General features: G+C 55.2%; 19 protein-coding genes. 7 read left to right on the top strand and 12 right to left on the bottom strand.

Going from position 1 to position 20,150, the window contains the following annotated elements; translation table 11 throughout:
- The first annotated feature begins 2 nt into the window (after positions 1–2).
- The 3 genes from tagH to EVJ23_RS03705 are packed head-to-tail and all read left to right on the top strand — an operon-like array spanning position 3 to position 3,455.
- Positions 3–860 (top strand): teichoic acids export ABC transporter ATP-binding subunit TagH, encoded by an 858-nt coding sequence (gene tagH / locus EVJ23_RS03715; RefSeq protein WP_131438859.1) that lies wholly within the window; start codon positions 3–5, stop codon positions 858–860.
- Positions 857–1,966: a non-hydrolyzing UDP-N-acetylglucosamine 2-epimerase gene (gene wecB, locus EVJ23_RS03710; protein ID WP_070328536.1), complete on the top strand. Its 1,110-nt coding sequence runs from the start codon at positions 857–859 to the stop codon at positions 1,964–1,966. The genes tagH and wecB overlap by 4 nt, the downstream gene beginning before the upstream one ends.
- A 58-nt stretch (positions 1,967–2,024) precedes the next feature.
- Entirely contained in the window at positions 2,025–3,455 is a 1,431-nt protein-coding gene (locus EVJ23_RS03705) for an MBOAT family O-acyltransferase (protein WP_070328537.1), read from the top strand.
- 88 nt (positions 3,456–3,543) lie between these two features.
- On the opposite strand, the gene EVJ23_RS03700 is transcribed toward EVJ23_RS03705, so the two are convergent.
- Positions 3,544–4,635 carry an alginate O-acetyltransferase AlgX-related protein gene (locus tag EVJ23_RS03700; protein ID WP_161567004.1) on the bottom strand — a complete coding sequence of 364 codons (1,092 nt, stop codon included), beginning with the start codon at positions 4,633–4,635 and terminating at the stop codon, positions 3,544–3,546.
- A 301-nt stretch (positions 4,636–4,936) separates the two neighbouring features.
- Between EVJ23_RS03700 and EVJ23_RS03695 the strand changes: the two genes are divergently transcribed.
- Positions 4,937–5,440, top strand: a complete 504-nt coding sequence (locus tag EVJ23_RS03695) for a YdcF family protein (protein ID WP_131464196.1) — start codon at positions 4,937–4,939, stop codon at positions 5,438–5,440.
- Between the two features lie 10 nt (positions 5,441–5,450).
- Here EVJ23_RS03695 and EVJ23_RS03690 read toward each other — a convergent pair whose 3' ends face one another.
- The 3 genes from EVJ23_RS03690 to EVJ23_RS03680 form a co-directional block, all read right to left on the bottom strand.
- Positions 5,451–7,226: an acyltransferase family protein gene (locus EVJ23_RS03690; RefSeq protein ID WP_131464194.1), complete on the bottom strand. Its 1,776-nt coding sequence runs from the start codon at positions 7,224–7,226 to the stop codon at positions 5,451–5,453.
- Positions 7,227–7,398: 172 nt separating this feature from the next.
- Positions 7,399–8,583 (bottom strand): chromate efflux transporter, encoded by a 1,185-nt coding sequence (gene chrA / locus EVJ23_RS03685; RefSeq protein WP_131464192.1) that lies wholly within the window; start codon positions 8,581–8,583, stop codon positions 7,399–7,401.
- A gap of 5 nt (positions 8,584–8,588) precedes the next feature.
- Positions 8,589–8,897, bottom strand: a complete 309-nt coding sequence (locus EVJ23_RS03680; protein ID WP_131439584.1) for a PadR family transcriptional regulator — start codon at positions 8,895–8,897, stop codon at positions 8,589–8,591.
- 202 nt (positions 8,898–9,099) lie between these two features.
- Here EVJ23_RS03680 and EVJ23_RS03675 point away from each other — a divergent pair, with 202 nt between their 5' ends.
- Positions 9,100–11,784 carry an HD domain-containing phosphohydrolase gene (locus EVJ23_RS03675; protein WP_236633701.1) on the top strand — a complete coding sequence of 895 codons (2,685 nt, stop codon included), beginning with the start codon at positions 9,100–9,102 and terminating at the stop codon, positions 11,782–11,784.
- A gap of 39 nt (positions 11,785–11,823) precedes the next feature.
- Here EVJ23_RS03675 and EVJ23_RS03670 read toward each other — a convergent pair whose 3' ends face one another.
- The 3 genes from EVJ23_RS03670 to EVJ23_RS03660 are packed head-to-tail and all read right to left on the bottom strand — an operon-like array spanning position 11,824 to position 14,988.
- A complete protein-coding gene (locus EVJ23_RS03670) occupies positions 11,824–12,924 on the bottom strand; it encodes an ABC transporter permease (protein ID WP_070328543.1) in 1,101 nt (366 codons plus the stop codon).
- Positions 12,911–14,050: an ABC transporter permease gene (locus EVJ23_RS03665; protein WP_236633700.1), complete on the bottom strand. Its 1,140-nt coding sequence runs from the start codon at positions 14,048–14,050 to the stop codon at positions 12,911–12,913. Before EVJ23_RS03665 ends, EVJ23_RS03670 begins: the two co-directional genes overlap by 14 nt.
- Before the next feature lie 5 nt (positions 14,051–14,055).
- Positions 14,056–14,988, bottom strand: a complete 933-nt coding sequence (locus tag EVJ23_RS03660) for an ABC transporter ATP-binding protein (protein WP_070328545.1) — start codon at positions 14,986–14,988, stop codon at positions 14,056–14,058.
- 149 nt (positions 14,989–15,137) lie between these two features.
- Here EVJ23_RS03660 and EVJ23_RS03655 point away from each other — a divergent pair, with 149 nt between their 5' ends.
- Positions 15,138–15,536, top strand: a complete 399-nt coding sequence (locus tag EVJ23_RS03655; protein ID WP_070328546.1) for a hypothetical protein — start codon at positions 15,138–15,140, stop codon at positions 15,534–15,536.
- Positions 15,537–15,591: 55 nt separating this feature from the next.
- On the top strand, positions 15,592–15,789 hold the full coding sequence (locus EVJ23_RS03650; RefSeq protein WP_071398105.1) for a CsbD family protein: 198 nt from the start codon (positions 15,592–15,594) through the stop codon (positions 15,787–15,789).
- Positions 15,790–15,827: 38 nt separating this feature from the next.
- Here EVJ23_RS03650 and EVJ23_RS03645 read toward each other — a convergent pair whose 3' ends face one another.
- The 5 genes from EVJ23_RS03645 to EVJ23_RS03625 form a co-directional block, all read right to left on the bottom strand.
- Positions 15,828–16,751: a CAP domain-containing protein gene (locus EVJ23_RS03645; protein WP_131464188.1), complete on the bottom strand. Its 924-nt coding sequence runs from the start codon at positions 16,749–16,751 to the stop codon at positions 15,828–15,830.
- Positions 16,752–16,864: 113 nt separating this feature from the next.
- Positions 16,865–18,100, bottom strand: a complete 1,236-nt coding sequence (locus EVJ23_RS03640; protein ID WP_131464186.1) for an exo-beta-N-acetylmuramidase NamZ family protein — start codon at positions 18,098–18,100, stop codon at positions 16,865–16,867.
- Positions 18,101–18,291: 191 nt separating this feature from the next.
- Positions 18,292–19,050: an ABC transporter permease gene (locus tag EVJ23_RS03635; RefSeq protein WP_131464184.1), complete on the bottom strand. Its 759-nt coding sequence runs from the start codon at positions 19,048–19,050 to the stop codon at positions 18,292–18,294.
- Positions 19,050–19,898 (bottom strand): ABC transporter ATP-binding protein, encoded by an 849-nt coding sequence (locus EVJ23_RS03630; RefSeq protein WP_131464182.1) that lies wholly within the window; start codon positions 19,896–19,898, stop codon positions 19,050–19,052. The genes EVJ23_RS03635 and EVJ23_RS03630 overlap by 1 nt, the downstream gene beginning before the upstream one ends.
- On the bottom strand, positions 19,895–20,101 hold the full coding sequence (locus EVJ23_RS03625) for a PLD nuclease N-terminal domain-containing protein (protein WP_131464180.1): 207 nt from the start codon (positions 20,099–20,101) through the stop codon (positions 19,895–19,897). The genes EVJ23_RS03630 and EVJ23_RS03625 overlap by 4 nt, the downstream gene beginning before the upstream one ends.
- Positions 20,102–20,150: the final 49 nt, after the last annotated feature.

Below are 20,150 nucleotides of genomic sequence, written 5' to 3'. Positions count from 1 at the left end.
GTATGAGCTACCAAGTAAAGTTTGAAAACGTATCAAAACGGTACACGTTGTACCGGAAACAAAGTGATAAGCTGAAAGAAGTGTTGTTCAACCGGGCGAACGGTAAGCAGTTTTATGCGCTCCGTAACGTCACGTTCGAAGTCCCGCCTGGGGAAGTCGTCGGGATTCTCGGGATTAACGGTTCGGGGAAATCGACGATGTCGAACCTTCTGTCGGACGTCATCCCGCCGACGCACGGCAAGATCGAGCTGCGCGGAAAACCGTCGCTCATCGCCATCTCGTCTGGGCTGAACGGAAACTTGACCGGGATGGAGAACATCGAACTGAAATGCCTCATGCTCGGCATGGACAAGCATCAAATCAGAGCGATCACCCCGGAAATTATCGAGTTTGCCGATATTGGCGACTTTATCGATCAACCGGTCAAGACGTACTCGAGCGGAATGAAGGCACGACTCGGCTTCGCCATCTCGATCAATATCAACCCTGACATCCTCGTCATCGATGAGGCGCTCTCGGTCGGAGACCAAACGTTCACCGACCGCTGTCTCGTCAAGATGAACGAGTTCAAAGACGAAGGAAAGACCATCTTCTTCATCAGTCACTCGGTGTCACAAGTTCGGCAGTTTTGTACGCAGGCGATCTGGCTTGAATACGGTGAGATCCGTGAGTACGGACTCGTCGACGATGTGGCCGACGAGTACATGAAGTTTTTGAAATGGTTCCGTACGCTTGATTCGAAGCGTCAATCGGAGTTCAAACAGCAAAAAATGGAGCAACGCACAACGATCGTCGACCAGCACGATATCGGTGAGACGATCATTTTGCCGCGTCACCCCCGAAAAGGAGAATCACTATGATTAAAGTTATGACCGTGTTCGGCACGCGTCCCGAAGCCATCAAAATGGCTCCACTCGTTTTGGAGCTCAAAAACCGTGAAGGGATCGAACCGATCGTCGTCGTCACAGCCCAACATCGGGAGATGCTCGACCAAGTCTTGCAATTGTTCAAAATCACACCAGACTATGACCTAGACGTCATGAAGAAGAATCAAACGCTCTTCGACGTGACGACACGCGTCCTTCACGGACTCGATGAAGTCATGAAGGAAGCGAAACCGGACATCGTCCTCGTCCATGGGGACACGACGACGACGTTCGCGGCGTCACTCGCGGCGTTCTACAATCAGATTGCCATCGGTCATGTCGAGGCAGGGCTACGCACGTACAACAAGTACTCGCCATATCCGGAAGAGATGAACCGTCAATTGACTGGCGTCATGGCTGATCTACACTTCGCACCGACTGAGACGTCAGCTGAGAACTTGCTTCGTGAGAACAAGACAGAAGCAGACATCTTCGTCACAGGCAACACGGCAATCGATGCGTTGAAGACGACCGTTCAAGACGGGTACGACAATGAACTGTTGAACTCAATCACGTCACAAGGCAAGCGCCTCGTCTTGTTGACGGCACATCGTCGGGAGAACCTCGGTGAACCGATGCGCAATATGTTCCGTGCTGTCCGTCGCTTGATTGAAAAATATGACGATATCGAAGTCGTCTATCCGGTCCATATGAACCCGATCGTTCGGGAACTGGCCGGTGAGATTTTAAACGATCTCGACCGCGTCCACTTGATCGAGCCGCTCGACGTGTTCGATTTCCATAACTTCGCATCACGCTCACACTTGATCTTGACAGATTCAGGTGGCGTACAAGAAGAAGCACCATCACTCGGCGTACCGGTCCTTGTCCTTCGTGACACGACGGAACGTCCAGAAGGTGTCGCAGCCGGAACGCTCAAACTCGCAGGCGTTGAAGAAGAAGTCATCTTCGGCCTCGCTGACGAGCTCTTGTCTGACGCGGCGGCGCACCAAAGCATGGCGAAAGCGTCTAACCCATACGGGGACGGGGAGGCGTCACGCCGCATCGTCGACGCAATCGTCGAACGCTTCACGCGTTGATGGGTTTAGGCTGTCCCTCGGGGCAGCCTTTTATTTTTTATGAGAAAGGAGGGAACTCATGCTCTTCAGTTCGACGATTTTTTTATTCTGGTTTTTACCGATTGTTCTTATTCTCTATTATGTCGCACCGCGTTTTTTGAAGAACACGGTGCTCCTGATTGCCAGTCTATTGTTCTATGCGTGGGGAGAACCGATCTATACGACGGTCATGCTCGCATCGATCGTCATGAACTATGCGTTCGGTCTGCTCGTCGACAACAACCGTGACGACAAGAAGAAGGCGAAATGGCTCGTCGGGGCGATGGTCGCTGGAAACGTGTTGCTGTTATCCGTCTTCAAATATACGAGTTTCATTATCGAGAACGTGAACGCCATCACGGGTCTCGAGCTGACCGATCCCAAAATCCCTCTACCGATCGGGGTGTCGTTCTTCACGTTCCAAGCGATGAGTTACGTCATCGATGTGTATCGAAAAGATGGGAAAGTCCAGCGCAACCCGCTCGATCTCGCGCTCTACATCTCGCTCTTCCCACAACTGATTGCCGGGCCGATCGTTCGCTATCAGACGGTCGCTGACGAGATCAATGATCGCCGTGAGACGATGGACGACTTTGCGAGCGGGGTGCAACGGTTTGTCATCGGCCTCGCTAAGAAAATGCTCCTCGCCAACAACGCCGGCTACGTGGCCGACCAAATTTTCTCGCAAGATGCCGGGGAGATGTCGATGGGCCTCGCTTGGATCGGGATTATCGCGTACTCGCTTCAGATTTATTTTGATTTCTCTGGATATTCCGACATGGCGATCGGGCTAGGACGGATGTTTGGTTTCCATTTCCTTGAGAACTTCAATTATCCGTACATTTCAAAGTCGGTGTCTGAATTTTGGCGCCGCTGGCACATCTCGCTCGGTAGTTGGTTCCGTGACTATGTCTATATCCCGCTTGGTGGGAACCGTGGCAGTGCGTGGAAGCTCTATCGTAACCTCGCCGTCGTCTGGATTCTGACCGGGGTTTGGCACGGTGCGAGTTGGACATTTATCGCCTGGGGTGCCTACTATGGAATCTTTATCATGCTTGAGCGGGCGTTCCTCGGGGCGTGGCTCAAAGCACTCCCGGCACCGCTCGCCCATGCGTTCACGTTGTTCGTCGTCATCATCGGTTGGGTGTTCTTCCGAGCGGATGACTTCCCGTACGCCATCTCGTACTTGGCGGCCATGTTCAACTTGAATGGAGCGGCGGTATGGGATAGTGAGGCGATGTTCTACTTCGTCCAATACGGGGTCATCTTACTGATTGCGATGATTGCGGCGACACCGCTCCCGAAAGTGTTTGGGGAAAAAGTGCTCCGTCTCGAACAGGAGAGCAAGAAACTATGGGTCAACTACATGGCCGGTTTCATGCGCCTCGGATTTATGGCGACAATCTTCATCTTCGCCGTGTCGTATATTATCGCGAGCAGTTTCAACCCGTTCATCTATTTCCGGTTTTAATTCCTGTTTGTTCTAAGCAACGGCTAGGAAGAGCGCACAACAAAGAGAGACGAATCATCCTATTCGGGATGATTCGTCTCTCTTTTGTTTACTCATTCAACTTGTCGTGATAGAGCGGGATGAACTCACCGAGGTTGACGTTGTGGATGAACAAGACGACGTCGATGTCGTTATCCTTCACATACGTTTCAATCGATGACTCATCGAAATGGCGGATATCGATGACCGACAGATGACCAAAATGTTCCGGCAACAGCGTTAGCATCGGATTTGCGTACGAATCTTTCAAGATGAGTGTCCGTGTATCATTCTTCGGCGCCTCTTGGTCCATTGTGATGATCGGCCAGTTACGGTGTAAGAAGAGCGAGTACATCTCCGTGTACGTCTCTTCTGATTTGAGCGGTTTTTTGTTGATCAAATTACCGTTACACGGTTCGGCCCGGTTGTAACAAATCGAACTTGGCGTGAATCCGGCCTTTGGTTCCATCCATTCGAACGTATCACCGTTTTTGACGTATTGGAGCGTTGTGCTACGGGCGTAAGAGCCGTAGTATGGGCGGTCGTGCGCCTTCGTCCGGAGTTCGCCTGGCTTGAGCGGATCACTGACTTCGGGATGTTTGGCAGCAATCTGCTTCACCGTTTGGACGTAAGCCAGATAAGCGCCGTTTATATTCCAGTGGTAGTCGGTCTTATAAAAGACGTCACTCAATTTGTCTGCCGTGTTCAGTGGCTTCCGGTAATCCATGACCGTCATTCCCTCGACCGTAGCCAAGCTGTCACGCGTTTCTTTAAAGATTGTTGGTGCCTCGTTGCCCATGTAGTCAGGCATGTTCGGTTCGACTTCGACCATCGAAGCTTTGTTCGGGGCAAGCCCGAAGTAGACGTCGACGCCAGACGACTGCATCGACGTCGTGAACGCCGACAGATCATCGAGGAGCATGTTCGTATCGATCGTCTCTTTCATGGGAGACTCCATCGTCCCGTCAGCCGAAACATAAATCCCATTCTTCACAGTCTGCCGGAACAAGTCTTTCGATAAAAACGCATGTAAGCTGATCCAGCTGTCACGATTAAAGACGTGATCGGTGACATACGTCTCGACGCTCTTCATATAGGCGCCGGACATGACGTTCTCGAACGTGAGGTCGGCGGTCGCTTTGGCGAGTTGGCGATTCTCCATGGCAGAGACTTCGCGTTTCTCCGAAGAGAGCGTCACATAGGCGCCGCCTATAAGAAAGGCTAAGAAGCCTATGATTAGCAAACTATGGAATACTCGTTTTGTAACGATATGTCGCGTCTCGTGCCGCTGTCGTGTGCTCCGAGGCGTAGGATTCAAGTTTTGCATTGTTGCGACTCCTTCAAATTCAAATTAATCCGATACTCATTCTACCATATATTTGCTTTACCTACTGTAACAAAAACGTATCAGTCAATCGAAGAAGCCGTTGATGCTATACTTGAAATCAAGGCAGGTGACCCCTATGCGACGACATCAAGCGGACGGTACGTACCGGTACGTCCTCATCTTAGGGGCGAAAGTGAACGGGACGGCACCGTCACGGGCGCTCCGAAACCGAATAGACGTGGCGGCTACATATGCGCACCAATATCCGCACGTCAAACTAATCGCCTCCGGCGGGCAAGGTCCGGACGAAGGGATGGCCGAGGGGCGCGTCATTGCCCGGGAATTGATCGACCGTGGCGTCGACCCGGGGCGCATTCACATCGAAGCTGACTCGACGTCGACGTACGAGAACTTTTTATTCAGCCGCGACGTGTGGGCAGGCGAGACGGGACTGACGGTCGTGACGAACGACTTCCATGTGCGCCGGGCCCGGCTCGTCGGGAGGCTCTACTTCGGGCTCAAGACGGACGCGCTCTATGCCCCGACGCCGGCTGCGGCGAAAGCGAAGTATGTCATCCGTGAACAGCTCGCCTATATCAAGCTGTTGATCAACTATATGCGCTGGAAGTGGCGCCCATGAAAACAAGGACTTAGCGGTTGCTAAGTCCTTGTTCGTCGTGACAGCCAATCTCTTCAGACAACAACTTTCCGAACGCCTCGGCGCCATCGATGTTCAAATGGACACCGTCACTCTCAAAGTAGTCGGCTTTATCGGCGGACGCTTCATGCCAGTCGATGAGCGTGACGAAATCGTGCCGCTCGCTCGCGCGCTTGAGCAACTCGTTCACTTCGCGTTCCCACGGGCGCGGGACATGCGTATTGATGACGTACACGTGATCGGCTGATTCAAACATACCGATCAACGTGTCGAGCTGTTCCATCTTGAAAGCTCCGTTCGTCCCGAGATGGAGGAAGACGACATGGCCGGGGGCATCAAATTCACGATAGCCCGCGGCGACGTCTTGCGCGTCACGGACTTGGCGGCCGACTTCGGCGTCGATCGTCATGTTCGGGAACGTGGTACCGAGATACTCGTTCAAGCCGAGCAAGACCGAGTCGCCGATGGCAAGGGCGGGCGGGCATGACTCGACCGGCCGTTCGGTCGTCGTTTCTTTTGGCTTCGGCTTCGGTGCTTTGACGACCGGGAGCTCGTGTTGCCGGTCCGAGTTATCCGTGAACGCGAGGATCGTCAAATTCCCGACGAGGACGAATGACAAGACCGTCGCGATTGTGATCGCGAACAGTCGAGCCGGTTTGATGTTGCGAGTCGGGGTCAGGTTACGGATGACATGGCGGAACCCGTTGCGGCGAATCGGTGTCTCGACGTAGCGGTAAGACGCTTCAGCGATGAGCAGCGTGAGCATGACTTGACCGAGCGCGAGGAGGGGATTGAACGAACCGATCCGCTCAAGCGGGGTCGTCAAGATGATGACCGGATAGTGCCATAAGTAGATGCCGTACGTCCGTGTCCCGATCAACCGAAGCCAAGCGCTTCCAAACAGACGGGACCAGAGCGTCGACGGATGGGCCGTCGCGGCAATCAACACACCTGACGCCACGGCGACGAGCAAGAAACCTCCATAATAGAGGAACGCATCATAAGAGTTCGCTGTCATCATGACCGTGACAAGCGTTATGAGCGCTCCGGCGCCACCGACGTTCAAAATACGAAGACCGAGCGCTGGCATCTCGCGCTTGAACGCATCCGGACGCCAACCGAACGCGAGCAACGCCCCGATGAGGAGCGCGAACAGACGCGTGTCGGTACCGTAATAAACACGGCTCGGGTCGGTCCCGGGTGTGAAGCTGATTGCCATCCAAACGGTTGAAGCGAGTAAGACGATGCCGGTGAGCTGGAGGAAGCGTTTCTTCACGGTCAGCCCAAAAATCAACAGTAGCGGCCAGACCAAGTAGAACTGCTCCTCGATCGAGAGCGACCACAGGTTTTGGAGCGGTGACGGCTTGCCGAAACTCTCGAAGTACGAGACGTCGTGGAAGATATACCACCAGTTGTTCACGTAGGCGAGCGCGGCGAGCGTATCTTGGCGCACCGTATCGAGCAGTCCGCGCTCGAACAACGTGACGTACGCCATGACGACCGAGAGCATGAAGACGAGCGCCGGCAACAGGCGCCGGAACCGGGCGACATAGAATCGTTTCAAATTGATCCGTCCGTGTTTTGCTTGCTCACGAAGCAAGATGCCGGTGATCAAATAACCGGACAAGACGAAGAATAAGTCGACGCCAAGGAAGCCGCCGGGTATGTATGGTGCGTTCAAATGAAAGAGTATGACTGCAAAAACGGCGAACGTGCGCAGGCCGTCGAGACCTGGCATATACGTTGTTTTATGGTGTAAGGGCTGCATGACCCCACTTCCTTTCTCAAATCCAAGCGGAACGTTTCCCTCATTTGTAAAGGGACCTATACTCCAGTATAGCGAGCGCTGGACTAGAAAAAGTTTCAAATGATTAACATTTTAGCTTCCGAAGTGGAGAATAACAGGGAACGAAAAAAGGGACACGAAGTCCCTAGTCCCGTTACAACATTCCGATAATCGTCCCGCCGATGACGCCAGCGATGACGAGTGCCCAAGGCGGCAGTTTCCAATAGGCGATCATGACGAACAAGAGGGCGGCGAATACAAAGTCGACGGCGCCGTTCACCGTGCTCGTGAAGATCGGCTGATAGAACGCAGCGATCAAAATCCCGACGACGGCCGCATTGACACCGATCAACGCACCGGCCACTTTTGGATTGCGCCGGAGTGCATCCCAAAACGGCAACGCCCCGAGGATGAGCAGGAACGCCGGCAAGAAGATGGCGAACGTCGCGAGCAGTCCTCCCGGGACACCGTTGATGACGGTCCCGAGGTACGATGCGAACGTGAACAGCGGACCCGGTACGGCTTGGGCCGCCCCGTAGCCGGCGAGGAACGCCTCTTCGCTCAAGAATCCGGCCGGGACGAGCTCGCGCTCGAGGAGCGGCAAGACGACGTGACCACCACCGAAGACGAGGGCACCGGCCCGGTAAAAGCTGTCGAACATGGCGAGCGACTGGCTTTCTATCGTCTCGCGCAAGAGCGGCAAGATGACGAGTAACGCTCCGAACAGACCGAGCAGCGTCGCCCCGAGCCGTTTCGAGAGCGGGAACGAGGCCGACTTGACGTCGAGGTGTTGCGGCTTGAACAGCAAGAATCCGGCGAGCGCGGCCAAGGCGATGACGAGCACTTGGCTATACGTCGTCTGCCAGAGGAGCACACCGGCGAGCGCGAAGAAGGCGATCGTCCGCGTCTTTGCGTCCGGTGTCAGTTTGCCGGCCATACCGAGAATGGCGTGGGCGACGATGGCGACGGCGACGACTTTCAAGCCGTACAGCCAGCCCGCGTCCGAGACGTCGAGTCCTGAGACCAAAAGGGCGAACAAGATGAGGGCGATGACGGATGGTGCCGTGAAGCCGATGAACGAGGTGATACCGCCGAGGATACCGCCACGGACGATGCCGATGCCGATCCCGACTTGACTGCTCGCAGGGCCAGGTAAGAACTGACAGAGGGCGACGAGGTCGGCATACGTTCGCTCGTCCATCCATTTCCGACGCCTTACGTATTCCTCATGGAAGTAGCCGAGGTGGGCGACCGGTCCGCCGAACGACGTCAAGCCGAGACGGGTCGATACGAATAAAATCTCCAGTAACGTCTTGAACGTCACGCGTTGATTGGCCATTGGTTTCACTCCTTGATCTCTTTGAATAGTTCGTGCGCTTTTTGACGGGCTTCGGCCAAGACGACGAGCCCTTTTTCGGTCGTCGTATAGTTCTTGCGGATATGACCGTCGACCAACTCGTTCGTCCGAGCGAGCAGGCCGTCTTGTTCCATGCCGTGCAGGATCGGATAGAGCGTACCGGCACTGATCGCGTAACCGTGCTCGCGCAGCTCTTCGACCATCCACGCCCCATAAACGGGATGTTCGGACGCATGGTGCAAGATGTGGATATGAATAAAACCAAGAAACAGCTTACGAAGGACGCGGTCTTCCACTTGCTTCATCTCCTTGAAATCGATTTCCGATATCGGGTTTCGTAATCATACTAACAACGGGGAGCAAACCGTGCAACCTGTGAGGTGGGATTTACAAAAACTTAATGTGTGCACATTGGGAGGAATTGATTCGGAAAATATAGGGAATTCATCGAAAATGAGGTAAACTAAAATGTAGAAAAACAGCGTAGGAGGAAATGACGTGACAGAACGAGACAGCACCCATTATAGATCTTTGTTGCGCCATATGCCCCAAGGCTACGTCGAATTCAAAGTCATCTTCGACGGTGCCGGGGAGCCGGTCGATTATGAGTTTGTCGAAGTGAACGAAGCGTTCGAAAAGATGATGAAGGCGAAGCGCAAGCAGTTTCTCGGCGGACGCATCACCAAGCAGTTGAAAGACTTTGAATACAGCGAACGCGAATGGATCGTTCAAGTCGCGCGAGCGGTGAACAACGGCGAGACAATCAAGTTCGAACACTTCTCGCGCCGGAACAAAGCGTGGTATGAACTGTCCGTCTTCAGCGAACGACCAGGTTTCGTCTCGACCTTGTTCCATGACATCACCCCGCACGTCCAAGAGAACAACGCCTTGAAACAACTCGTCAACGTGTCGCATCGCTTCGTCGCCACGGGCCGGGAACTGTTGATGAACCAACATTTCCTTGACCAGATCCGGGACTTCACCGGTGCGAAAGCGGTGACGCTCAACTTGGTGAATGACGATGGACAAACGTACTCGACGGTCGCGATCTCTGGAATCGACGAGCTGCTCGAACGCAGCTTGGATGTCCTCGGCTTCCACCCGGTCGGCAAGAAATGGCCGATGAGCCGGAAACGCATCGAGCTGTTGGAGTTGCCTAGTCCGATCATCTTGGACGAGATCGAACCACTCATGGACGGGGTGTTGCCGAAACGGCTCGTCAAAAACATTTTACGCATCTTCGACCTCGGGCAAGTCATCTTGTTCAAGATTGAAAAAGACGGCGTCTTTTACGGTGATTTGACGATCGTCATGCAAGGGAAGAAGCGGGCCGACCGTCTCGGTCTCGTCGAGCTGTACATCGTCCATATCCTCGAACAGATGACGAAAGTCGACCGTCAAGTCGGTGAGGCGAAAGAATCGATGTTTGAAGGGTTCGCCACCGTCGACCTCGAGTGCATCATGTCATTGACGACGCGAGACGTACTGCATTTGAATAAGGCGTGGGAGCGTGTGCTCGGCTTCCCAATCGAGTCACTCGAGAACATGGACTTCATCGGGCTCGTCCATCCTGACGATCAGGTGAAGACCGAAGCGGCCTTTAGTGAGCTCGATACGGCGCGTGAACTGTTCCGGTTCGTCAACCGCTTCCGGACGATCGATGGAGATTACCGCTCGATCGAATGGCATTGCAAAGTCCAAGGCAACTACATCTACGCCGTTGCCAAGGACGTGACCGAACGCGTCCAGCTCGAAGAGGAACTCGCTGAGCGCGACCGTCTGCTGACAAAGTTGTCCGACCAGGTCCCTGGCGCCATCTACCAGTTCGAGCTCCGGCCGGACGGGTCGTTCTACTTCCCGTTCTTCAGCCGTGGCTTTGAAGTGTTGACCGGGGTCACGGCGGACGAGGTGAAACGGGATGCGAATCTCGTCTTCTCAAAAATTCATCCGGACGATTATCCGCAAGTGATGGCGAGCATCCAAGAGTCATATCGTAGCTTGACGATTTGGGACGCCGAGTTCCGGGTGTATACGCCGGACGGGCGGACGAAGTGGATCCTCGGGTCGTCCCGTCCCGAGAAGCTCGCCGAGGGGCACGTGCTCTGGCACGGATACATCGGGGATGTGACCGAGAAGAAGACGTACGAGATGGAAATCGAGTATTTGAGTTATCACGACCAGTTGACCGGGGTGAAAAACCGCCGCTACTTCGACGAGGCGCTCGTCACGTTCGACGAGCCGGGCTATTACCCGCTCGCCCTCATCGTCGTCGACATCAACGGCCTGAAACTGACGAATGACGCGTTCGGCCACTTGGTCGGAGACCGTCTCTTGATTGAAGCGACGAATATTTTGAAGCGTGAAATCAGTGGTGTCGATACGGTCGCCCGGATCGGCGGTGACGAATTCGTGATCATCTTGCCGAATACGTCGTTATCTGATGCGCAGCAGTTGTCCAATCGATTGAGCCGTTTATTCCTTGAAAAATCGATTGAAGGGTTGCCGATCTCGGCATCGTTCGGAGAAGCGGTCAAAACCGACGGCGCACTGTCGATCATGGACGTGTTCAATTTGGCTGAAGACCAGATGTACCATCATAAAGTGTCCGAGAAGCAGAGCCGCCGCCACTCTTCGATTCAATTGATCATGCGGACGTTGTATGAGAAAATCCCGCGCGAAGAGGCGCACTCGCAGCGTGTCGCCGAGCTATCCGGTCAGCTTGGCGAGGCGATGAACTTGACGAGCAGTGACGTGAACGAGTTGAAGACGGCCGCCATCTTGCACGATATCGGCAAGGTCGCGATCAGCAATGAGATTCTCGACAAAACGGGTGCTTTGACCGAAGCCGAGTGGCGCGAGATCAAACGTCATCCCGAGGTGAGCTACAATATTTTGAGCACTGTCCCTGAGTACGGGACGCTGTCAGAGATTGTACTGGCGCACCATGAACGTTGGGACGGGAACGGTTATCCGAACGGCATAAGCGGGTTTGATATTCCGCTCGCCTCCCGGATCATCGCGCTCGCCGACACGTTCGACGTCATGATGACGGGCCGACCGTACCGCCAAGCGAAGACGCTCGCCGAGGCGCTCGCCGTCATCGAACAAGAGGCAGGTCGTCAGTTCGACCCTGTGCTCGTCGAGGTGTTCTTCCAAAAGATTGTTCCGACGTTACAACGCTAAAAGGCGAGACGCTCTGATGAGTGTCTCGCCTTTTTTGTGTCATGTGAGCGGTCGTTTTTTCAACGCGAAGACGGTCGCCGCGAACACGATGAGCGCCATACCGACCATGACGAGGACAGACAGCGTCGGGAACCGATCGTCATACATGTCGGCGACCCCGCTATTGAACCAATAGGTTGGCAAGAAGCGTCCAACGAGCTGGAGCGACTCCGGGAGCCACGTCAGGCTGATAAAGGCGCCCCCGGTGATGGCGGCGGCCATCGTGACCGACGTCTGCCAAATGTTCGCCTTGTCCCGATTCGTCGCGAGGACCGCGATGAGTGAACCGATCGCGAGACAGACGAACAAATAGACGGTGAACAACAACGTGAGCACGGGGAGGTGAGCGATGATGTCTTGCCGATAGAGGACGGCGCTAAAGACGAGCAGCATGAGCACGTAGATGAGCCCGACGGCGCAAAATGATAAAAACAGCGACCCGACGTAGCGGCGCGGCGTGACCGGTGCCGCGAACAAGCGCGAGTAAATCAATTCATCCCGGTCGTCGGCGACAAAAAGCGGAATGAACTGGAGGAACGCCGACATCATGACGAACGACAACAGCCCGAGGAACGCCTGTGTCCGCGCGGTCGTGCCGACACTTTCTTGGAACGGCTCGCTCGAGAGCGTGTAACCGTTCATTGTCTCCGCTTCCGCCAACTCGAGGAATCGCCCTTCGTCAAACTCACTCGCCGCGAGCAGTTGCCGCTCGCGGGAAAGGTGGGAGTTGAGCGCCTGTTCGATCAAGGCGGCGTCACTCCCTTCGGTCGCGCTGAACGAGAGCCGCGGAATGTCGCCGGCGAACAAGTCTTCCGTAAAACCGTCCGGGATAGTTAAGACGATATCTTGTCCTTCGAGCAGCGCCTCGTCGGCCTCGTCCGTCTCAAGCGGTGTCACCGAACCGAACCGGCCCGCCTCTTCGATGACCCGGCCCGACAACGAGCCGCCGTCACGGTCGAGAATACCGATCGAGACGTTCAAAGCAGACGTCGAGTTGAGGAACGACAGGACGAGGGCGAATCCGAACACGGATACGAACGTGAACACCCATAACCCTTTTCTTCGGAGCATCCGTTTGGCGACATGCCTAAACAAGACCACGGCGGCTCACTCCTTTCCACAACAGCAGGCTGATCACGGTGAAGACGGCGACGTGCAGGGCGAGCCAACCGAGACCTTGCCAAAACAAGGTGACGTCCCCGCCTCGGAGCAGCACTTGGAGGATGCCGTCGCGCATAAAGATCGGCATGAACACGTACTTCGCCCACGGTGCGACGCTCAGCGTCACTTGGTCGAATCCAGGGACGTAGCCCCCGGAGAGGATCATGATGATGGCGACGCTACCGTTGACGATCGCGTCTTTCGTACTTCGCGTGACGCGAGGCAGACTGGCGATTATAAATCCGAACGCGGTGCCGTAAAGGGCAAGTGCGACCCAGGCGAGAAACAACAGTCCGAAGTGGACGTAGTCGAGCGAGAAGCTTCGGTAGACGAAATGGCTGAACCAAAAGACGAGCACGAGCTGCAGGAAGATGAGCACGTAACGGCTGAACGTGCGAGCGAGCCGGTAGTCGATTGTCTTGACCGGAGCGGCCTGGATCCGGAGATAGCTGCTTTTCATCGGCTGTTCCTCACTGAGCATGCCCGTGATATAGAAGGCGCCGAATAAGGCGGTCATGATCGAAATCGTGACCGTGAAGTATTCGAGCGAGGTCGGGGTGCGGCCCGACAAGTCGACGCTCTCGCTGTCGATGAACGTCTCCGGCTCGAACGGGACGGCGACGCCTGACTCGGCGAGCATGATCTGTTGATTGGCGACGTCGGTATATTGCCGGATGACCGCCTCGAGCACATCGAACTCGATCGTCGTCGGTTCTTCATACAAGAGACGCACGTTCGACCCGTCGAGGTGCAAGATGACGTCGGCATCGCCGTCGTTGACGCCACGTTCGGCAGCGGCGACGCTGTCGTACGGGACGAGGTTGACGAACGCCTTGATGTCATCGTCGGCGAGGAACGTCTCGAGCGGGACGCGATAGTCGTCGGTCGACTGCTCGACATAAGCGACGTCTGTGACCGGGAGTGAGAAGTCGTTACTGAAAATGGCAGACAGCATCGTGCCGAGCCCGAAGATGAGGATGATCGGGAACAGCAACATCCAAAACAAGGTCGAGCGGTCGCGCAGTTGTTGTTTGACATCGTATTTGATGAACGTCCACGTCTTCATGACCGTCACTCCCTTAGCGTCTTGCCGGTCAAGGCCAGGAAGACGGTATTCAAGGACGGGCGGTCGACAGTGATCGACGTGAACCGGACCTTCGCGTCGTGGAGCACGTCGAGGAGCGGGGCGAGCGGCGTGTCTTTCTCGAGCGACACCTCGATGTACGGCTCATGATACTCGACTTTCTTTACTTGACTGAGTGCGCCGAGCCGTTCGATGAGCCCTGGCGTCAAGGCATCAACTTTGATGCGGGCCGTCTCGAGCGTCATGACTTGGTCTTTCAACTCGTCTTGCGTCCCTTCGGCGATGATCTTCCCTTCGTCGACGATGGCGACGCGGTCGCACAGCATCTCGACTTCCTCCATGTAGTGGGACGTATAGATGATCGTCGCCCCGCGCCGGTTCAACTCACGGATGTTCTCGAGGATCGTGTTCCGCGACTGCGGGTCGATGGCGACGGTCGGTTCGTCCATAAAGATGAGCTCCGGTTCATGGACGATGCCGCAGGCGATATTTAAACGACGCAGCAGCCCTCCGGACAGTTCCGGCGGACGTTTCTTTTGGTGAGCGGTCAGCTCGACGAAGTCGAGGGCGGCCTCGGTCTTTTGTTTCGCCTCGGCCGGCTTGAAGCCATAAAGTTCGGCGAAAAATTGGATGTTCTCGAACACGGTCAGCTGGTCATAGACGGAAACGTGCTGCGGGACGATGCCGACGCGTTGCTTGATCGCCTGTTCGTCTTTCGGCATGACGCGGTCAAAGATACGGATCGTACCACTGTCGGCAGGATATAGGTTGAGCATGACGGAGATGGCGGTCGTCTTGCCGGCCCCGTTCGGACCGAGCAGACCGAACAGTTCGCCTGCTTCGACGTGGAGCGAGAAGTCGTTCAAGGCGATTGTCTCCCCGAAACGCTTCGTGACATGGTCGAGTGCGATGATGGACACGTGGACGCAACCCCTTTCAGATGGACGGACAGAAAAAGAGCATACAGAGATTTGTTCCCGTTTGCAGGGATTTTGAACGTGTTGGCGAATCAATTTGTTATAGTCCGATTATTCAGACAATTATAAAAAGAGGGAAGTAGGGATTGAGTATGAAAGGGTGGCAGTTCAACAAAGGAGAAGCGGGTGAAAAATTTCCTGACGAGATGGCGTGGGCGTTATTTTGCACGGTCGAGCCGAAGCGGATGGATGCGACGCTCCCGTTTTATTATGACGAGTCGGTGTTCCGCTTCACGAACGGGAAAGAGTCGTTCTATTTTAAAGTCTCCCCGAGCTACCACGAGTTCGAGGTGAACGTCAAAGGCGAGACGGGCGAACTGCTCTACTATCAACTGCTCCGCACCGTCAGCAAAGTCGAAGTGCTCGAAGACCGGCGCGACCATGGGGAGCTTTTAATCGTCATGACCGAGGACCGGACTCGGACCGTGACGACGATCGAGCTGACCGTCCGGCCGCGGTTTCGTGTGCTCGTCAAAGAGCACTATGTTTGAGTTTTCTTCAGAGTGGTACATTGTTTAGACACGATACCACGAGGAGGAGATTCATATGAAAGACGGACTAAACAAAAAAGTCGACGGATTCATCGATAAAGCGGCCGGAAAAGCGAAAGAAGCAGTCGGCAAATCGTCGGACAACCAGTCGCTCAAACGTGAAGGTCAAAAGGATCAAGTCAAAGGTACGGCAAAAGAGAAGACGGGCCAAGCCCAGCAAAATCTCGAAAGCTTGAAAGACGAGCGCCGCTAATCAAAATGGAGGACCGCCATGGGGCGATCCTCCATTTTTCATTTCGTCAAAAACACTTGGACATGAATCGTCGAGCCTTGTGCGTTTTTCGCTGTGCCGACCCCGAGATGCGTGAAGCGGCCGTTCAAGATGTTGGCGCGGTGCCCGCTCGAGTTCATCCAAGCGTCGACCGCTTGGCCAGGGTCGCTCGACCCCATATAAATATTCTCGCCCCAGCCACGATAGCTGACGTTGTAGGCGTCGAGCGTGTCACCCGGGCTGCCGTTCTCACGGAGTTGGTGCGAGAATTGACCGGTCCGTGCCATCTCATCGGCCCGGACTTGGGCGACGCGGTTCGCTTCGCTCGAGGCGGCGAGCGTTGTCAGGCCAGCCGCTTGGCGCTCTTTGTTCGTCTCGCTCAAGACGCCGCTCGCGGGAGCGGTGAACGTGACGTGTTTCGCCATGATGTAACCGGTCTTCGTACCACTCGTCGCCTTATACCAACGTGTCGAGCCGGTATAACGGTACGAGCTCGTCTCGAGCTTTACACCTTGGCGGAGGAAAGCGACGTTCGAAGACGTCGTGAGCGGTCGTGATTTCAAATAGACGCTCGACGGGGCGACGTAAGCCGTTTTCTTGAACGCGACTTCCGCCGTCGACAGTTTGACGTAAGCGGCCGGGACGTAGGCGACGCCAGCCCCCCATTTAATCTTGTACCACTTTGATCCGCCGACGGTGAACGACGTCTGGACGGTCATCGTGCCGTAACGCTTGATCGAGCCGAGTCGTGCTGCTGAAAGCGACGGCGTTTTGCGGACCGGGAGCTGGCTGATGCCCGTGACCGAACCTTTCGTGTTGATTGCTGTTTCTGTATACGCCGCTTGGACGGTGGCCTGTTCGAGCGGGAGCGAAGCCGTCGACGGGGTGAACGTGAGCGCCGCGGCGAGTGCGCTTGATACGAGGATGGTAGTTGGTTTTTTCAAGAGGGAAGTCTCCTTTTCCGATAATATAACCATATAATATATTGAATAGGGCAATAGTGGGTATTACCATTGGATTACAAATAAGGGCAGACTCAAAAGAGCCTGCCTTCGTTTCATTTATACAGAAGATAATCTTTACGAATCGGTAAGAACGCGTCGCGCTCGGCGTCGACTTTATCCATGATCGCCTCAAGCGACTCCTCGTCGAGGATCATGTCCTTCACGTAGGTGTTACCGGTCAGCTTCGTGATGAAGTCGTTCGCGAGGAACTCGAAGTCGTCCGGGTACAAGTCGTGCGCCACTTTCAACATGGCGATGCCAGTCTTGACCGCTTCAAACTTCGTCGGTTCGGTGATGTAGACTTCGACGCCGTGCGACAGCTTGCCCGCATTCTTCGAAAACGTCGGTGTGAACGAGGAGGCGCGGAACGTGACACCTGAAAGATCGAGCGCGTTCAGCGTCTTGGCGTACTCGTGCGCGTTGATGTACGGGGCGCCGATCAATTCGAACGGTTTCGTCGTGCCGCGCCCTTCGGACAGGTTCGTTCCTTCGAACAGTCCGGTCGCCGGATAGACGTTGACCGTGTCGGTCGTCGGCATGTTCGGTGACGGCATGACGAACGGGAGGCCTGTATCTTCGTACAGCATCGAGCGTTTCCAGCCTTTCATCTTGACGACTTCGAGGTCGGCTTGAAGTTGGTATTCACGGTTGAACAGACGTGCGAGTTCACCGACGGTCATGCCGTGTTTGAGCGGGATCGGGTACAGGCCGATGAAGCTTGAATAGGCCGGATCGAGCACCGGTCCTTCGACACGGAGGCCACCTTGCGGATTCGGCCGGTCGAGGACGACGAACGGGATGTCATTCTCGGCCGCAGCTTCCATCGCGTACGCCATCGTATAGATGTACGTGTAGTAACGGGTGCCGACGTCTTGGATATCGAAGACGAGCACGTCGACGTCTTTGAGCATCTCAGGCGTCGGTTTTTTCGTCGCCCCGTACAAGCTATACACCGGAAGACCGGTCACGTCGTCGATATACGAGCTGATCGTCGAGCCGGCCTGCGCATCACCGCGGACGCCGTGCTCCGGTCCGTACAGTGACGTCAGTTCAAAGTCGTCCGCGTTGTGAAACAAGTCGACGATGCTCGTCATCGTGGCATCGACACCGGTCGGGTTTGTGATCAGCCCGACGCGTTTACCGGCGAGCAGTTCCGGGTCGTCCATCAACCGGTCGACCCCGAGTTCAACTTTCGGTTTCTTCGGTGTCGACTTGGCATCGGCGTCGAGCAAGACGACGGATGAGGTCACGAGCGTCAGGGCAGCGAGGCCACCAATCCATTTCTTCATAAGAGTTCCTCCTTTAGGAAATGTAAGCGCTTTAACGATTGCTCAAAGTGTAGCATTTTGTATTTATAATTCGATAAAATCTATCGTAAATAGGAAATTAGATTTCTTTATTTGATTCGTTATACCTAAAAAAAGCCACCGGTTTCTCGGTGGCTTATGAATCAATGGACGGCGAAAATGCCAATCAAGGGTCAAGAGGAACTACTCAAAAATAATAAACGCTTGGATGCGATAACCAACGCCAGCCCGATCAAGACAATGCTAGTGACGAGCGGCCACGTGACACTGATATCTTCGATCAACGCTTGACCCGACAATCCGCCAAGGTTCCAAGGCAACCAGTCCCAATCGATCCAACTGAGCAGGAGCGATAAGACGAAGTGGACACCGAGTGTGATGACGAGGGCGACGAGTCCGCTCTCGAGCAGCGCGGCGAATAAGAAGAAGATCGACAGCTGCACGACGAAATGGACGATCAATAGACCCGTGGAAATGAGAAAGTCCGTCACATCGAACGAGTCGAACAAGATGACCGTATAATAGGCGGCTGTGCCTTGGGCGAGCAAGATGGAAACAGCGGAAAGTAACGTGTAGTGTGCCCATTTACTCATGACGATGCGAGAAGCCGGAATGTTGAGCGATTTGAGCCAAGCGAGCGTACCGAGTGTACGTTCTTGGCTGAACGTATGCATCGCCGACAGCAAGACGACGAGCAGGCCGATCTGTCGTAGCTGCTCACTGACCGATAAGAGTACTTCGGCCGGTGTCGGCGTCGGGATCTCGATGACGGTCCCGTCCGGCAAGTTGCCGCCTGACGCTAAAATGTCTGGTAAGAAGTAGAGCGTGAGCGGCTGCATCGCCGCGAGCAACATCAGAGCGACCGGCACCCAAACGAGCCGTTTATTGCGCCACGATTCTTTCCATTCTTGTTTAAAAATGGCCGTCCTCATTAAGCGTTCACCTCCAAAAACAGTGATTCGAGCGACGGATGACCGACGTGGAACGATTGGATCATCAGTCCTTGGGCGAGGACGCGTTGCAGAATCGCCCGCTCGGACATCGTTTTATCGGACGTCTCGAACGTCCATGTCGTCCCCGTCCGCGAGACACGGACGACACCCGCAAGCGCGCTCCAATCGTCTTCCGTCGTCATGTCATCGAACAGGCGAAGTTGGATGGACGATTTGGCCCCGAGCAAATCGGTGACGGTGCCTTCCATGAGTAGGCGTCCTTGCCGAAGCAGGAGCACCCAGTCGCTCGCCTCCTCGGCGTCAGGGAGCACGTGCGTCGAATAGAGAATCATCCGCTCGCGCTTCAAGTCGCTCAAGAGATCGAGCACTTCCCGGCGGCCGCGCGGGTCGAGCGCCGACACCGGTTCATCGAGCAACAATAGTTCCGGGTCATGGACGAGCGCTTGGGCGATGCCGAGCCGTTGCCGCATCCCGCCTGACAAGTGCGCCGCCGGGCGGTCGACCGGTTCTAAGCCGACGCGTTTTAAGAGGTTCAAGGCGTCGACGCCGGTCGTGCCCGTCAAGTCGGCCGCATATTTAATCGTCTCGACCGGTGTGAGGGAAGGGTAAAGCGCCGGCCGTTGCGGTAAATAACCGACCCGGATCGTGTCGTGACCCTCGATCTGTCCGGACGTCGGCGTCGTCACACGGGCGATCATGTTGAGGAGCGTCGTCTTGCCGGCCCCGTTCTCGCCGAGGAGCGACGTGCAGCCCGGGCGCAGCGAGAAGCTGACGTCATCGAGCGCGGTGAACGTGCCGAATCGTTTGGTGAGATGGCTCGCATTCATTGTTTTGTCCGTCCCCAGAGGAAATAGACGATCGGACCGAGGATGTTGATAAAGACGATGACGAGGAGCCACACCCATTTCGGTCCGTTCGTTTCAGGCCGCTTGAATAAATCGATCATGGCGACGACGAGGAGGATCAGTTGCAGCACCAATAAAGGCAGTAAAATTAAAAGTAACGTGCTCGGGTCGTTGACAATCTCCATGAAAGCTTGCCTCCTTAGTTAGTTGTACATACACTATTTGATTCCACAC

It is taken from the genome of Exiguobacterium sp. SH1S1 (assembly GCF_004337245.1).
GTDB classification, from domain to species: Bacteria; Bacillota; Bacilli; order Exiguobacteriales; family Exiguobacteriaceae; genus Exiguobacterium; species Exiguobacterium aurantiacum_A.
Note: the sequence above shows the minus strand (reverse complement) of the source record. Positions and strands in the feature narration are given on the sequence as shown.

Bases quoted from the DNA above. Each gene is read 5' to 3' on its own strand.
- EVJ23_RS03650 (WP_071398105.1), top strand. From the start codon at position 15,592: ATGAAAGACGGACTAAACAAAAAAGTCGACGGATTCATCGATAAAGCG.
- EVJ23_RS03705 (WP_070328537.1), top strand. From the start codon at position 2,025: ATGCTCTTCAGTTCGACGATTTTTTTATTCTGGTTTTTACCGATTGTT.
- EVJ23_RS03625 (WP_131464180.1), bottom strand. From the start codon at position 20,101: ATGGAGATTGTCAACGACCCGAGCACGTTACTTTTAATTTTACTGCCT.
- EVJ23_RS03635 (WP_131464184.1), bottom strand. From the start codon at position 19,050: ATGAGGACGGCCATTTTTAAACAAGAATGGAAAGAATCGTGGCGCAAT.
- EVJ23_RS03665 (WP_236633700.1), bottom strand. From the start codon at position 14,050: ATGAAGACGTGGACGTTCATCAAATACGATGTCAAACAACAACTGCGC.
- EVJ23_RS03640 (WP_131464186.1), bottom strand. From the start codon at position 18,100: ATGAAGAAATGGATTGGTGGCCTCGCTGCCCTGACGCTCGTGACCTCA.
- EVJ23_RS03630 (WP_131464182.1), bottom strand. From the start codon at position 19,898: ATGAATGCGAGCCATCTCACCAAACGATTCGGCACGTTCACCGCGCTC.
- EVJ23_RS03700 (WP_161567004.1), bottom strand. From the start codon at position 4,635: ATGGAGAATCGCCAACTCGCCAAAGCGACCGCCGACCTCACGTTCGAG.
- EVJ23_RS03690 (WP_131464194.1), bottom strand. From the start codon at position 7,226: ATGCAGCCCTTACACCATAAAACAACGTATATGCCAGGTCTCGACGGC.
- EVJ23_RS03655 (WP_070328546.1), top strand. From the start codon at position 15,138: ATGAAAGGGTGGCAGTTCAACAAAGGAGAAGCGGGTGAAAAATTTCCT.
- tagH (WP_131438859.1), top strand. From the start codon at position 3: ATGAGCTACCAAGTAAAGTTTGAAAACGTATCAAAACGGTACACGTTG.
- EVJ23_RS03695 (WP_131464196.1), top strand. From the start codon at position 4,937: ATGCGACGACATCAAGCGGACGGTACGTACCGGTACGTCCTCATCTTA.
- wecB (WP_070328536.1), top strand. From the start codon at position 857: ATGATTAAAGTTATGACCGTGTTCGGCACGCGTCCCGAAGCCATCAAA.
- chrA (WP_131464192.1), bottom strand. From the start codon at position 8,583: ATGGCCAATCAACGCGTGACGTTCAAGACGTTACTGGAGATTTTATTC.